The following is a 13,889-nucleotide window of genomic DNA, read 5'->3' as shown; positions in this document are numbered from 1 at the left end:
GTCCGGGGAGGGCGGGGCCGGTAGCCGGTCCCGGGCCGCTGACCGTTCGGGAACCGTGCGCAAGGGGCTCGCGCTGCTCGAGATGCTGGCCGAGTACCCCCACGGGGCGACCGCCGGGCAACTCGTGGCGGACTCCGGCTACGCGTTCAGCACGTGTTACCGCTTGCTGAGCACCCTCGTGGACGCCGGGTACGCGGAGTACGAGCCCGCGACCAAGCAGTACCGGTTGGGTCTGCTGCTCTTCGCGATGGGACAGAAGGCGGCCACGGCCAGGGGTTACGCCGGCACCGCACTGCCCGTCATGCGGGAGGTCGTGGAGGCGACCGGTGAGAGCTGTCTGCTGGCCGTGCTGGACGGGGACCGTTTCCTCACCGTGCACACCGTGGACGGCCCGCACCACCGCATCACCACGGACCCGGGGGACCGGGGGGAGCTGCACACCTCCGCGCTCGGCCGGGTGCTGCTGGCTTTCACCGCACCGGACGTCCGCGATGACCTCGTGGCGTCCCTCGACCTCAGCGCGCGCACGGAGCGCTCGCTCACCGACCGCGAGCGCTTGCGCGCGATCCTCACGCAGGTCCGGGAGCAGGGGTGGGCCCTGCAGGACCAGGAGCACGACGACGGTATGGCCGCCCTGGCCGTGCCCGTCATGTCCCCAGGTGCTCCCCTCCAGGCGGCGCTCGCGCTCGCCGCGCCCGTACACCGGTGCGATCCCACTGAGCTCATCCAGAACGTCCCCCTGTTGAGGGAGGCCGCGGACCGACTCGCGGTGGTGCTCCCGCAGCGCAGCTGATGTTCGGGTCCGGGCTCCCCGGGCCCTGAATTCGCACCTCTTGACCACGGCACACACTCCCCGGAAGGAGTCCCATGTCCACTCGCAACGAGTCCTACCTGGTGGGTTTGATCGGCGACGGCATCACGCAGAGCCTCACCCCGCCTATGCACGAGGCCGAAGCGGACCGGCACGGTCTGCGCTACCTCTACCGCCCCGTGGACCTGGGGGTGATCGGACGCCCCGGCACGAGTGTGGGGGACCTCTTGCGGGCCGGGCGTGATCTGGGGTTCAACGCCTTCAACATCACGCACCCGTGCAAGCAGCTCGTACTCGAGCACCTGGACGAGATCGATCCGCGCGCCGAGGCCATCCAGGCCGTGAACACGGTGCTCATCCGGGAAGGAAAGTTCATCGGGTACAACACGGACTGCTCGGGGTTCACCACCGGATTCGGGCACGGTCTGCCCGGCGTGACCGTGGGGTCCGTGGTGCAGTTCGGTTCCGGCGGGGCGGGGTCCGCGGTGGCCGAGGCCCTGCTGTCCCTGGGTGCGCAGCGGCTGTGTCTCGTGGACGTGGACGTGGCCCGCGCCGCCGAGCGAGCGAGCGAACTCGCCGCCCGCTACCCGGACGCGGTGGTGGAAGCCGTCACGGCCGAACAGGCCACGGAGCACATCGCGGCGGCCGACGGCGTGGTCAACGCCACCCCGGTGGGGATGCACCATCACCCCGGGACGCCTTTCGGCGTGGGTCTGTTGCGACCGGAGCACTGGGTCGCGGACGTGATCTACCTTCCGCTCGAGACGCCCCTGGTACGGGCGGCGCGGGCTCTCGGGTGCTCGGTGCTGGACGGTGGACACATGGCCGTGGGGCAAGCGGTAGATGCATTTGCATTGATCACGGGGGTCGCCCCGGACAGTGCCCGCATGCGCCGGCACTTCCTGGAGCTCACCGGCCAGGGCGACGACGCCGTTACCGTCCCCGCGTCCGCTCCCGAGGGTGAGCGTAGCCACGAGAAACAGGAGGGTGCCCTGTGAGGACCAGTATCGCCACGGTGTGCCTGTCCGGAACCCTCGAGGAGAAGATGCGGGCGGCGGCCTCCGCCGGGTTCGACGGGATCGAGGTCTTCGAGCCGGACCTGGTGGTCTCGCCGTCGTCGCCCGAACAACTCCGAGAGCTCGCAGCGGAGCTGGGGCTCTCCCTGGACATGTACCAGCCGTTCCGCGACGGCGTGGAGGTGGCCCCGGAGGCGTTCCCGGATTCCCTGCGCCGACTGCGCGCCAAGTGCGAACTCATGAACCGGCTGGGCACCACGGTGCTGCTCGTGTGCTCGAACGTGGCTACCGGTGTTCTGGACGACGACCAGGCGATCGCCGAGCAGCTGCGGGCCGCGGGCGACGTCGCCGACGAATACGGGATCGACCTGGCCTACGAGGCTCTCGCGTGGGGCGCGCACGTCAACGACTGGCGCCACGCACACCGGATCGTGGAACTCGCGGACCACCCCCGGGTCGGGACGTGCCTGGACAGCTTCCACATCTTCTCCCGCGGGGACACCGTGGCCGGGGTGGAAAAGTGCGACCCGGACAAGATCTTCTTCGTGCAGCTCGCGGACGCGCCCCTGCTCCAACAGGACGTGCTCTCGTGGTCGCGCCACCACCGGGTCTTCCCGGGTGAGGGGGACTTCGACCTGGTGGACCTGCTGGGCCGCCTGCACGAGTGCGGGTACGCCGGGCCCGTGTCCCTGGAGATCTTCAACGACTCGTTCCGGCAGGCGGACGTCTACCGCACGGCCGTGGACGGGTTGCGGTCCCTGCGCTGGCTCGAGGACCAGACCGCGGACGCCGTGCGCGACGCCGGCGGGGAACCCGAGCGCGAGCCGCTCGTGCTCACTGATCTGCCCGCTCCGCAGACCCCCGACGACTGGGACTTCGTGGAGCTGCGCACCCGGGAGCTCGGGCGCGTGACCCGGTTGCTACATCAGCTGGGGTTCTCCCTGGCCGGGCACCACCGCTCCAAGGACTCGGTCCAGGCGTGGACGCAGGGGCCGGTGCGGATCGTGGTCTCGGAGGACCCGGGGGCCACCGTGCAGCCCACGCGGCTCGCGGCTCTCGGCTTCCAGGTCGCGGATCCCGACCTCGCCGCGTACCGAGCGGAACGCCTGCTCGCCCGGGCCGTGGATCGCGCCCAGCAGCCGGACGAGACCGTGCTGCACGGCGTGCTCGCGCCGGACGGGACGGAGTTATTCTTCGGCCCGCACGGCAACCATGGGGTGCCCCCGTGGCTCGGGGAGTTCGGCGCGGACCAGGACGACGCGGCGTCGGGCGCCCTGATCACGGGCGTGGACCACGTGAACCTGGCCCAGCCGTGGCAGCACTACGACGAGGCGGTGCTGTTCCTGACGTCCCTGCTGAACCTGCATCCCACGTCCTCGCAAGAGGTCGCGGGGCCGTCCGGACTCGTGCGCTCGCAGGTCATGCGCTCGGAGGGCAACACCGTGCGGATCCCCCTCAACGTGGCGCCCATGGCCGCGGAGCAGGGCGCCTTCACGGGCGCGGCCTACCCGGAGCACGTGGCGCTCGCGTGCTCGGACGTCGTCGCGGTGGCACGCCGGGCACGACGCCGCGGGCTCGCCTTCCTGCCCGTGCCGCGCAACTACTACGAGGACCTCGTGGCCCGCTTCGATCTGGATCCTGAGTTCGTGGCCGAGCTCGAATCCCACGGGCTGCTCTACGACCGGGACGAGCACGGGGAGTTCCTGCACTTCTACACGGCCACGCTGGGCGAGGTGTTCGTGGAGGTCGTGGAACGCCGCGGCGGCTACGAGGGCTTCGGCGCCCCCAATGCTCCCGTCCGGTTGGCCGCGCAGTACCGGGAGTTCGGGGGCTGAGCCCGGTCGGTGGCCTGTGAGAGCATGCCGCGCCATGATGGGGCCATGGATACGCCGGAGATCGAACCCACCGCGGAGCCGCCGAGGCAGCACGGGTCAAGGGGTGCGTCGGATCCCGTGCTGTCCCGGCTGGCCCGGGGGGAACCCCTGACATGGTGGAATCCCGCGGTGGACAGCGCCCGGGGGCTGGCGGCTTCCGGGGTGGACCCGGCCTTGGTCGACGACGCCGCGGCGCGCCTCGAGCGGTTCCGGCCCTGGATTGCGGCGACCTTCCCCGAGACCGCGCCCGCGCGGGGGCTCATCGAGTCGCCATTGGACGAGGCCGGCGAGTGGCAGCGCGTGAGCGGTATCCGGACGGGGCGGGTCCTGCTCAAACGTGACGACATCCTCCCCGTGAGCGGTTCCATCAAGGCCCGTGGCGGGGTGCACGAGGTCCTGCAGTACGCCGAGACGCTCGCGGTGCGCCACGGCCTGCTGCCGGAACCACCGCGGCCCGGACCGGACTACACCGTGTTCGGGGCCGAGCCCTTCCGCCGGCTCATGCGGGAGCACCGCGTGGTCGTGGGTTCCACGGGAAACCTGGGGCTGTCCATCGGGATCATCGCCGCGGCGCTCGAGCTGCGGGCCACGGTGCACATGTCCGTACACGCGCAACAGTGGAAGAAGGATCTGCTGCGTTCGCGGGGAGTGGAGGTCGTGGAACACAGCACCGACTACACGGAAGCCGTCGCGGCGGGGCGTGTGGCCGCCGAGGCGGACGAGTCGGTGCACTTCGTGGACGACGAACACTCGCTGAGCCTGTTCGCGGGGTACGCCGTGGCGGGAGCGCGGGTGGCCCGGCAATTACATGACCTGGGTGTCGCTGCGGACGCTGAGCATCCCCTGTACGTGTACCTCCCATGTGGCATCGGGGGAGCCCCGGGCGGCGTGGCGTACGGATTGAAACGGGAATTCGGGGATGCAGCGCATTGTGTGTTCGTGGAACCCACCCGCGCACCCTGCATGCTCCTGGGTGTGTACACGGGTCGTCATGACGGGATCTCGGTGGCGGAACTGGGGTTGGACACCCGCACGGTGGCGGACGGGCTCGCGGTGGGGCGGGCCTCGGGATTCGTGGGTCGAGCCGTGGAAGGGTTGCTCGCCGGTTACGTCACGTGCACGGATGAAGCGATGTTGTCCCAGGTCAGGAGCCTGCATGGCGCGGAGGGCATGGTGGTGGAGCCCTCGGCCGCCGCGGCCCTGGACGCCCTGCGGCGCGTCGCCCACGAGGGAGCGGGGGAGAACCCGATGAAGATCCCCGACGGGGCCACCCATCTGGCCTGGCTCACCGGTGGTGGCATGCTCCCGGATCACGTGCGGGCGGGATACCTCGCAGGACGCTCCGACAACCGACGTTCCAGGGACCGACGCCCCCACCATCGATCCCTAAAGGACTGACGTACGCAGACTTGGCGGGGAGGTGATGAGAGCCTCCTCATCAGAAGATGCACACAGTGCAATTACTGCCGTACGATGGATCACGTGTTGACCACGTTGCTGTCCGGATGCGCCGACGACCGTTCGGGTGAGCCCCGATCGGGGGAGCCCAAGGACAAGCGCGAAGCCATCCGGCTGCGCAATCGGCGGGCCATCATCGCGGCCGCGGGTGAACTGGCCACCGAGCTGGGCACCGACCGCGTGACCGTCAACGAGTTGGCCGCGCGGGCGGGGGTCTCCCGCCGGACCATCTTCAACCACTTCCCCTCGGCCCAGGACGCGGTGTTCGAGTACCTCTCGGAACTCGTGGCAGGGCTGATCGACGGGGTGCTGCGGGATCTCCCGGAGCCGACGACGCCGAAGGGTACGACAGCGGCGACGTCGGACGTTTCCCTGGGGGACGTCTACCGGCAGTTGATCGGATCGCTGCGCACCCACACCCTGATCGAGGAACTCCAACCGGTGTTCTCCGTGGACCTGCAGGACACCCCCGCGGCCTCGCTGTGGGGATTCAGGGTGACCCGCACCGCCGTGGACCGCTTGAACGAGGTGCTGCGCGAACGACTGCCGCAGCACTCGTCCTTCGAGACGCACTTGGTGGCCACCACGCTCATCAACTCGTTCGCTGAGTGCCTCGACGAATGGGTTGCGCGCACCGGGGGCGAGCTGGACGAGCGGGGCCGCCGGATCTGGGACGAACTGTTGACCACCGCACTCGGCGTCCTGGGGCGGGGCTTCGATTCCTGATGCCGCGCACCGATCCGAAACCCGACCCGAAAACCTGACCAGCACCACCGGCGAGCCCCCGACGCCGGGGCCCGAGACCGCAGACCGGCGCCGCGGCGTCGTCGACAACCGCACAGCACCCATGGACCGATCAGCCGCCGCCCCGCGCGACGCACCCACCAGAGAACTTCCGATTCAGTAGGAGAATCCCGTGGCACGACTTCTGTACAGGCTGGGCAAGAGCGCAGCCTCCCACGCGTGGGCGGTGATCTTGGTATGGCTCGCGGTGCTTGCGTTGGCCGTGGGCGGGGTCGCCATGTCGGGTGTGAACCTGAGCAACGCCATCACGATCCCGGGCACCGAGACCCAGAACCTCGCGGATCGGCTCAAGGACGAACTCCCGGAGGCGAACCAGGGTACCGGGCGCGTCGTGTTCTTCACGGAGGACGGCTCCGAGTTCACGCAGGCCCAGAAGGACGGCATCGCCGAGGCTCTGAAGGCCACCGAGGACGTGGACCAGGTGGCCTCCACGAGCAACCCGTTCCAGACGCAGCAACAGCTGGACGACGGTCGGCAGCAGTTGCGGGACGGCCGCCAGCAGGTCGAGCAGGGCGAGCAAGCACTCGCACAGCTGCGCCAGAACCTGCCGCCGGGCGTGAGCGAACAGCGCATCCTGCAGCAACGCGGGATCGACCCGCAGCAGATCGCCCAGCAGAAGGCCCAGCTCGAAGAGGGCGAACGGGCCATGGAACGCATGGGTGACTACCGCGTGGTCTCCCGGGACGGCAACTCCGTGATCAGCGTGGTGAGCTTCTCGGTGGACCAAACCTCCGTGGAATCGGACACCAAGAGCGCAGTGATGGACGCCATCAAGGACCACCCCGTGGACGGCGTGGACGCCGAGTTCTCCCAGGAGCTCGCGCAGGACATCTCTTCCCTGGTGGGTCCGGCGGAGATCGTGGGCGTGATCATCGCGGCCCTGGTGCTGCTGATCATGTTGCGCGCCGTGGTCCCCGCGGCGCTGCCCGTGCTGACCGCGCTGCTGGGCGTGGCCATCGCCACGAGTGCCACCCTCGCGTTCTCCGGCGTGATCGACATGATGTCCGTGACGCCCATGCTCGGCGTCATGCTGGGCCTGGCCGTGGGCATCGACTACTCCCTGTTCGTGCTCAACCGGCACCGGCAGCAGTTGCGACGAGGTATGCCCGTGCGGGAATCCATCGGGATGGCCGTGGGCACCTCCGGAACCGCCGTGTTCTTCGCGGCGCTGACCGTGATCGTGGCCCTAGTGGCTCTGAACGTCACGGCGATCCCGTTCCTGGGACTCATGGGCACCGTGGCCGGTGTGGCCGTGGCGGTCGCCCTGCTGCTGACCCTCACACTCACCCCTGCTCTGCTCTCCCTCGCCGGGCGGCGTGTGCTGCCCAGGAAGCTGCGGGACGCCGCGCCCCGCGAGGAGAACATCGACGAGCACGACGTCCCCCTGCACCTGCGCCATCCCTGGATCACCACCCTGGCGTGCGCGGCCGTGCTCATCGTGCTCGCGCTGCCGGCCCAGACCATGCGCCTGGGCCTGCCGGACGCGTCCACCGAACCCCAGGACAGCACCCAGTACCAGGCCTACCAGCGCATCGCGGACGACTTCGGTGCGGGTGAGAACGGACCCCTCGCCGTGGTCGTGGACCTCCCCGGGGGTCTCAACGATGCCGAGGCCACCGACAAGATGAACACGGTGGCGGACCGCTTGGCGCAGCAGGACGACGTGGCCAACGTGCTCCCCGGTGTGACCACGGACGACAACACCACCGGCGTGATCCAGGTGATCCCCTCCTCGGGACCCGCGGACGCCGCGACCGAGGAACTCGTCAACAACATCCGGGACCTCAACGGCGACCTCCAGGCCAACGAGGACGTCCACGTGGGCGTGGCCGGCACCACCGCGGCGAACATCGACGTCTCCCATTTGCTGGGCGAGAAACTGCCCCTCTACCTGGGCGTCGTGCTGATCATCTCGCTGTTGTTACTGCTCATGGTCTTCCGCTCCATCCTGGTCCCCGTGATCGCCACGCTGGGCTTTCTGCTCTCCGTGCTCGCGGCCTTCGGTGCCGTGGTGGCCGTGTACCAGTGGGGTTGGGGCGGCGCCGTGTTCGGCGTGCACGATCCCGGGCCCATCCTCAGCTTCCTGCCCACGCTGATGATCGGCATCCTGTTCGGCCTGGCCATGGACTACCAGTTGTTCCTGGTCTCCGGGATGCGCGAGGCCTACGCCCACGGGCACCCCGCGCGCCAGGCCGTGGTTTACGGCTTCAAGGCGGGCCGCTCCGTGGTCACCGCCGCGGCGATCATCATGATCTCCGTGTTCGCGGGCTTCATCTTCGCGGACATGGCCATGATCCGGCCCATCGGCTTCGCACTCGCGATCGGCGTTCTCCTGGACGCGTTCGTGGTGCGCATGCTCCTGATCCCCGCGGTCATGCGTTTGCTGGGCGAGAAGGCCTGGTGGCTCCCGCGCTGGCTGGACAAGATCCTCCCGCACGTGGACGTCGAAGGTGAGTCCCTCGCCGTGCAGGGTGCCGGGCAGTCCGGCACGGTCTCCGAGGGCGACGCCGCCGGGTCCGCCCCCGTCACCGGTCGCCATCGCGCGGTGTCCGGGAAGCGCCGGGGAAAGTCCGGTCACGGGCAGCACGCCGCGACCGCCGCCGTGGCCACCGCGGGTGCGGCCGGTGCGGCCGGTGTTTCCGGTCGGACGACGTCGCACGGTCACCGTGCCGGGGCCGGCGAGCGGACCCACGGTCATGCCGGGAACCACCGCACCGCGGCCGATCACCGTGCCACCTACCACCGGGGATCCGAGCGTCGCTCGGCTGGGCAGCACCATGCCACCGGGGCCCCTCTCGGTGCCGTGGCCGATGACGCCCAGCGCCGCGGTGAGCCCGCGGGCGCTGCCGAGAATGGGGGCTCCCGCGAAGACACCGCAACGCCCGGGACCGCGGGGACCCAGCGGCGTCGCGGTCGGCATGCGGCGGCTTCCACGAGCACGTGCATCGCCGAGGACCGGGCCGCCAAGCCGGCCGCGGACGTGATCGTGCGCGCCGCGGACCCGGTGCTGCGCGCCACGAACCAGGCGTTGCGGGTGCTCCCGGATGTGCTGGATTCCGAGGAGAAGCTGCTCGAGTCCCTGGCCGTGCGCGGCGAGGAAGCGGCACCGCACAAGGCGATGCACAAGCGCGCGAGCTTCGAGAAGGTCATGGTGGCCGGGTACCCGGTCATCGTCGCGCGGCCCAAGGCGGCCATCACCCGGGCGGACGCCCCGGTGGTCGTGCACTGGCACGGCGGCGCGTACGTGAACCCCATGACCACGGTGCACTGGCGCTGGATCGACGCCCTGATGCAGCGCACCGGGGTCACCGTGGTGGTGCCGGGCTACGGGCTCGCCCCCGATCACACGGTGGACGAGGCGCTCGAACTCGCCGACGGCGTGTGGGACCTGGCCCGTTCGTTCGGCCCGCGCGTCTTCCTGTCGGGCGACTCCGCCGGCGGTGGTCTGGCGTTGGCCCAGGCCATGCGACTGCGGGACGCGGACGATCTCGGCGTGGCGGGTCTGATCCTCATGGCCCCGTGGGTGGACACCACGGTGACGAACCCCCAGATCGAGGCGTACCGGGACGCGGACCACATGCTCGGTACCGACGGCGCTCGGGCCGCCGCTCGTTGGTGGGCCGGCACACGGGACGTCACCGACCCCATGGTGAGCCCCGCGTTCGGCGACGTGCGCGGACTGCCCCGCACGTTCGTGCTGCAGGGTGACCGGGACATGCTCTACCCGGACACCATGGAGTTCGTGGCCGAGCTGGTGCGAGCAAACGTGGACACCACCGCGGTGGTCTGTGAGGGCGGACCGCACGTGTACGCGCTCATGGTCTGGACGTCGCGCGCGTCCGAGGACCTCGACCACGTGGTGCGGTGGATGAACCGCTGACCCCGTCGTGAACATGAGTGTGCCCCGCAGGGTGACCTGCGGGGCACAGTCATGTCATGGGGCGGTGAGCCCCCGATTGAGCAGGCCTGTTCCCACCGGGTGGATTCGCCGGTCAGTGCCGGTGAAGGGTCGGTCCTGATCGGCCCTGTTAGGTTCTGGTTAGTCCTGCGACCCCTCGGAGTCCGTCTGCACGTTCTGCGAGCGGTCCTCGTCCGAGCCCTTGTCGTGCTCCAGGACCACGTTGTCGTGGTGTTCCTGGCCGGTGGCCACCTGGATCTTGCGCGGCTGGGACTTGGGGGACACGGGGATGGTCACGGTCAGCACGCCGTTGTCGTACGCGGCGGTGATGTTCTCCGTGTCGATGCCCTGGCCCAGGTTGAGCTGGCGGACGAACGAGTGGCTGCGGCGCTCGCGCACGATCCACTTGGTGTCCTTCTCCGCGGAGGGCAGACGACGCTGCGCACGGATGGTCAGCAGCTGACCGTCCACGTCCACGTCCACGCTCGTGGGATCGATGCCCGGCAGGTCCGCGGCAAAGTAGTAGTTGGCGCCCTGACGGTAGAGGTCCATGGGCATCTGCTCCAGGCCGTTGCGGCCGGAGAGGACCTGGTTGGCGAAGTTCTGGACCTCGGAGAACGGGTCGAATGTAGCCATGACGATTACTCCTTCACTCTGCGGCACCCACGTGCTGTGCCCCGCGAACCGGTCGATTACCCGCGTGGAGCCATCACGTTTCTTGAGTCTCTGTGACTCAACAACGTCTAATGTAGCAGGCTGTCGGCGGAAGTGCTAGTCATTGACGCACGAAAGCTGAGTGGCACTGACTCAAGCAGCGGGCGGGCCTGTCGCAGCGGCGTCGGCGGCGCGTAGGATCGAGCCACCAGTGACACCCGAACGCTCTGAGGAGGCCCCCGTGCCCAAGGCGAAGAAGAACGGCCACGCGCGTCAGGACGAGATCCCGTCCACGCTGCAACGCTCGGACGAGAAGGCACAGGACACGTTCGCGCAGACCTACGACTCGGCGCAGGAGGAATACCACGACGACGCCCGGGCGGCGCGCACCGCGTGGTCGGCCGTCAAGCACACCCACGAGAAGGTCGGGGACCACTGGGAGCCCAAGGAGCACAACGGGCCCTCGGACGACAGCGCCGAGAAGGGCGGCCTGAACTCGGAGGACACCGCCGGCGGGGTGGACGCTAACGCCAGCAAGGAGCACCTGTACGAACTCGCCCAGGAACTGGACATCACGGGACGCTCGGACATGACCAAGGACGAATTGGTCGAGGCGATCGACAAGGCCAATCAGAAGAAGACGCGCGAGGCCCGCGACTGAGGTTCACCGCTCGGCGGGTTCATACCCTGCGGGTTTATGACTGCTGGCCTGCGATCGGTGGGGCTACAACTGGCGGGCCAGGAAGACCGAGGCCGTGGTGGCGTCGTGGAAGGAATCCACGGGCTCGTAGCCGCGTTTGCGGAACATCGCGATCCCCTCGGTCATCTCCTCGTTGAGGGAGACCACGGCCGTGGTGGCGCCGAAAGCGCGCACCTTGTTCTCGAGTGCCCGCACCAGGGTGCGCGCGTGGCCCTGTCCGCGGTGTTCCGGGGTGACCCAGATCCGGCGCAGTTCCACGCGGTCGTCGTCGAGTTTGCGCACCGCGCCGCACGCGATGACCGAGCCCGTGACCAAATCCGTCATGAGGAAGAAATCCCCGTGCGGCGGAGTGACGTCCTCCGGGGCGGTGACCTCGGTGAGTTCGGGATCGAAACCGCCGTCGATCCGGTTGTTCAACTCGCTGAAGTACGCGCTCAGGGCGCGCAGCGTGTGCTCACTGGCGGCCTGACCTTCCACGATACGAACCGGTGCGGTGACGTTCATCCCACCATGGTGACACCTTGGTGTGCTGTTCACCAGCGCCCGTGTCATGTAGCTTTCGTTCGTGACCGAGACCCGCCCCGGCCCCAAGCCGCGTATCTCCATCCTGGTTCCCACTCCGCTGCTGATCACGGAAATCACGGAACCCGCTGCGCATCGCAACCGTAGTTCCCACGAGTCGGACGTGCACATGCACCCCGGCGGGCAGGGGCTGTGGGTGGCCCGGATGGCCGGGTCGCTGGGGGCGGACGTGTCCGTGAGCGGGCCGTTCGGCGGAGAACTGGGCTCGCTGATCCGCACCATGCTGGACGGGCTGGGCATGCAGGTCAATGCTGTGCGCTACGGGTACGGCAACGGCGGATACGTCTACGACCTGCGCGGTGAGGACCGGGAGACCGTGGCCCACTTGCCGCCCCCGGAGCTCTCCCGCCATGAACTGGACGATCTCTACGGCACGGCGTTCGTGGACGCGCTCGCCTCGGACGTCCTCACGGTCACCGGGGCCGAACCCGGGGACGTGGTGCCGGCGTCGTTCTTCGGCCGCCTTATCAGGGACACGCGGGATGCCGGGACCACCGTGGTCGCGGACCTCAGCGGCAAGCCCGCACTGGCGGCCGTGGCGGCGAACGTGGACGTGCTCAAGATCAGCCACGAAGAGGTGCTCGATCTCGAGCTCGTCGCGGAGGACACCGCGGAGGCCCTGGTGAGCGCCGGACACATGCTGCTCGAACGCGGTGCGGGCGCCGTGGTGATCTCACGCGCCAAGGACCCCGCGCTGCTCGTGGAGAAGGATTCCGTGCGGGAGGTCTCCGCGCCGTCCATCACACCGCTGGACCACCGAGGGGCGGGGGACTCGATGACCGCGGGGATCTCGGTGGGTCTGGCGCGCGGTCTCGATCTCGTGGAGGCCGTGGCCCTCGGTGCATCAGCGGGAGCGCTGAACGTGGCGCGCCGCGGCCTGGGGACCGGTAACCGCACGACCATCGAGAAGTTCGCCCGCGAGATCACGGTGCGCACGCTGTCCTGACGTTCCGGGTGCTTGACCTGTGGTTCTCCGATTCGGTGCCACGACCCGGCTCCGGCTCGACGCGCCGAGCAGTTCGGTCTGACGCCCAGTGCACCCTGACCGGACGTGGTCGCGGGCAGTTCGGCCCGTGTGAAGCGTGACCGGGTTGGTCCTCCTGGGTGGCCTGGCCCGAGTACCGGGCTCTGGTCCGCGTGACGGGCGCGTGTCACCATGGTGCACATGCACATCCTGGTCACCAATGACGACGGCATCTCGTCCCCGGGGCTCGCGGTTCTGGTGCGCGCTGCACTGGATCGGGGGCACACGGTGAAGGTGGCCGCACCCGCCGAGGAGTACTCGGGTGCGAGTTCCTCCCTGTCCGGGGAGGAGATCGACGGCCGGATCGCGCTCGTCGCAGCCGCGCCGCCCGGGATGCCGCGCGACGTGGACTGCGTGGGCGTGAAGGCCGCACCCGCATTGATCGCGTTCCTGGCGTCCTATGGTGCGTTCGGCCAGCGGCCCGATCTCGTGCTCTCGGGGGTCAACCTGGGCGCGAACACGGGCAAGGCCACATTGCATTCCGGCACCGTGGGGGCGGTCCTGACGGCCGCGTCCCACGGGATCCCCGGCATCGCGGTGTCCATCACGTCCGGCGCGCCGCAGCACTGGGACACCGCGCACCTGGTCACCCGGTTCGCGCTCGAGCGATGGGAGACCCGCCCGTTCGACGAGTGGATCCTCAACATCAACGTCCCCGACGTCGCCCCCGAACGCCTCCGCGGCCTCAAACCCGCGCGGTTGGCGGGCTTCGGCGCGGTGCAGGCGCAGATCGGCCGCGGGGACGAGAAGCACATCGCCGTCACCTACAGCGCCGAGACCGGCCCGGAGGAACCCGACAGCGACCACTACCTCCTCACCCACGGCTGGGCCACGGCCACCCTGCTGCGCGCCCCGGTGGACGACCCCCACCAGACCCTGCGCACCTTCGCCCCGGACGCTCTGGGCATCACCCCCCGCGATCCCTCCGCCGACGACGCCGCGGTCTCCTGGCACGTGAACTGCTCCGCGGTCTGGCCCTGCAGGTCGTCGGGCAGGGCGGCGTTGCGGTCCATCGTGTCACCGCTACGGAAGTCCTGGCCCACCACAACCGCCGCCACCAGATAGATG

Annotated in this window: 11 protein-coding genes; 9 read left to right on the top strand and 2 right to left on the bottom strand. The window is 69.4% G+C overall.

Annotated elements, in window-relative coordinates; all coding sequences use genetic code 11:
• From J1M36_RS05870 to J1M36_RS05845, 6 genes are all read left to right on the top strand, one after another.
• Nucleotides 1-793, top strand: a 793-nt coding sequence (locus tag J1M36_RS05870; protein WP_241246920.1) for an IclR family transcriptional regulator, incomplete at its 5' end; no start/stop codon positions are given.
• 74 nt (nucleotides 794-867) lie between these two features.
• The gene (locus J1M36_RS05865) at nucleotides 868-1,809 is read left to right on the top strand and encodes a shikimate dehydrogenase (RefSeq protein ID WP_206478869.1); all 942 of its coding nucleotides are present in this window, start codon (nucleotides 868-870) and stop codon (nucleotides 1,807-1,809) included.
• Complete coding sequence (locus J1M36_RS05860) at nucleotides 1,806-3,662, top strand: bifunctional sugar phosphate isomerase/epimerase/4-hydroxyphenylpyruvate dioxygenase family protein (protein ID WP_206478868.1); 1,857 nt, start codon at nucleotides 1,806-1,808, stop codon at nucleotides 3,660-3,662. The genes J1M36_RS05865 and J1M36_RS05860 overlap by 4 nt, the downstream gene beginning before the upstream one ends.
• Nucleotides 3,663-3,707: 45 nt before the next feature.
• Nucleotides 3,708-5,099 carry a D-serine ammonia-lyase gene (locus J1M36_RS05855; protein ID WP_206478867.1) on the top strand — a complete coding sequence of 464 codons (1,392 nt, stop codon included), beginning with the start codon at nucleotides 3,708-3,710 and terminating at the stop codon, nucleotides 5,097-5,099.
• An 84-nt stretch (nucleotides 5,100-5,183) separates the two neighbouring features.
• The gene (locus tag J1M36_RS05850) at nucleotides 5,184-5,885 is read left to right on the top strand and encodes a TetR/AcrR family transcriptional regulator (protein ID WP_312795851.1); all 702 of its coding nucleotides are present in this window, start codon (nucleotides 5,184-5,186) and stop codon (nucleotides 5,883-5,885) included.
• Nucleotides 5,886-6,075: 190 nt separating this feature from the next.
• Entirely contained in the window at nucleotides 6,076-9,843 is a 3,768-nt protein-coding gene (locus J1M36_RS05845; protein ID WP_206478865.1) for an MMPL family transporter, read from the top strand.
• A gap of 159 nt (nucleotides 9,844-10,002) precedes the next feature.
• On the opposite strand, the gene J1M36_RS05840 is transcribed toward J1M36_RS05845, so the two are convergent.
• A complete protein-coding gene (locus J1M36_RS05840; RefSeq protein ID WP_206478864.1) occupies nucleotides 10,003-10,497 on the bottom strand; it encodes an Hsp20/alpha crystallin family protein in 495 nt (164 codons plus the stop codon).
• 259 nt (nucleotides 10,498-10,756) lie between these two features.
• Here J1M36_RS05840 and J1M36_RS05835 point away from each other — a divergent pair, with 259 nt between their 5' ends.
• Nucleotides 10,757-11,176 (top strand): ChaB family protein, encoded by a 420-nt coding sequence (locus tag J1M36_RS05835; RefSeq protein ID WP_098054689.1) that lies wholly within the window; start codon nucleotides 10,757-10,759, stop codon nucleotides 11,174-11,176.
• A 63-nt stretch (nucleotides 11,177-11,239) separates the two neighbouring features.
• On the opposite strand, the gene J1M36_RS05830 is transcribed toward J1M36_RS05835, so the two are convergent.
• Entirely contained in the window at nucleotides 11,240-11,719 is a 480-nt protein-coding gene (locus J1M36_RS05830) for a GNAT family N-acetyltransferase (protein ID WP_035965631.1), read from the bottom strand.
• A gap of 61 nt (nucleotides 11,720-11,780) precedes the next feature.
• Between J1M36_RS05830 and J1M36_RS05825 the strand changes: the two genes are divergently transcribed.
• The gene (locus J1M36_RS05825; protein ID WP_206478863.1) at nucleotides 11,781-12,743 is read left to right on the top strand and encodes a PfkB family carbohydrate kinase; all 963 of its coding nucleotides are present in this window, start codon (nucleotides 11,781-11,783) and stop codon (nucleotides 12,741-12,743) included.
• A gap of 219 nt (nucleotides 12,744-12,962) precedes the next feature.
• Nucleotides 12,963-13,886: a 5'/3'-nucleotidase SurE gene (surE, locus tag J1M36_RS05820; protein ID WP_241246919.1), complete on the top strand. Its 924-nt coding sequence runs from the start codon at nucleotides 12,963-12,965 to the stop codon at nucleotides 13,884-13,886.
• Nucleotides 13,887-13,889: the final 3 nt, after the last annotated feature.

This window comes from Kocuria sp. KRD140, from assembly GCF_017168375.1.
GTDB classification, from domain to species: Bacteria; Actinomycetota; Actinomycetes; order Actinomycetales; family Micrococcaceae; genus Kocuria; species Kocuria marina.
This window is presented reverse-complemented; position numbering and strand designations above follow the sequence as displayed.

Excerpts from the sequence above, each read along its gene's own strand:
- J1M36_RS05865 (WP_206478869.1), top strand. The coding sequence starts at position 868 with ATGTCCACTCGCAACGAGTCCTACCTGGTGGGTTTGATCGGCGACGGC.
- J1M36_RS05855 (WP_206478867.1), top strand. The coding sequence starts at position 3,708 with ATGGATACGCCGGAGATCGAACCCACCGCGGAGCCGCCGAGGCAGCAC.
- J1M36_RS05840 (WP_206478864.1), bottom strand. The coding sequence starts at position 10,497 with ATGGCTACATTCGACCCGTTCTCCGAGGTCCAGAACTTCGCCAACCAG.
- J1M36_RS05830 (WP_035965631.1), bottom strand. The coding sequence starts at position 11,719 with ATGAACGTCACCGCACCGGTTCGTATCGTGGAAGGTCAGGCCGCCAGT.
- surE (WP_241246919.1), top strand. The coding sequence starts at position 12,963 with ATGCACATCCTGGTCACCAATGACGACGGCATCTCGTCCCCGGGGCTC.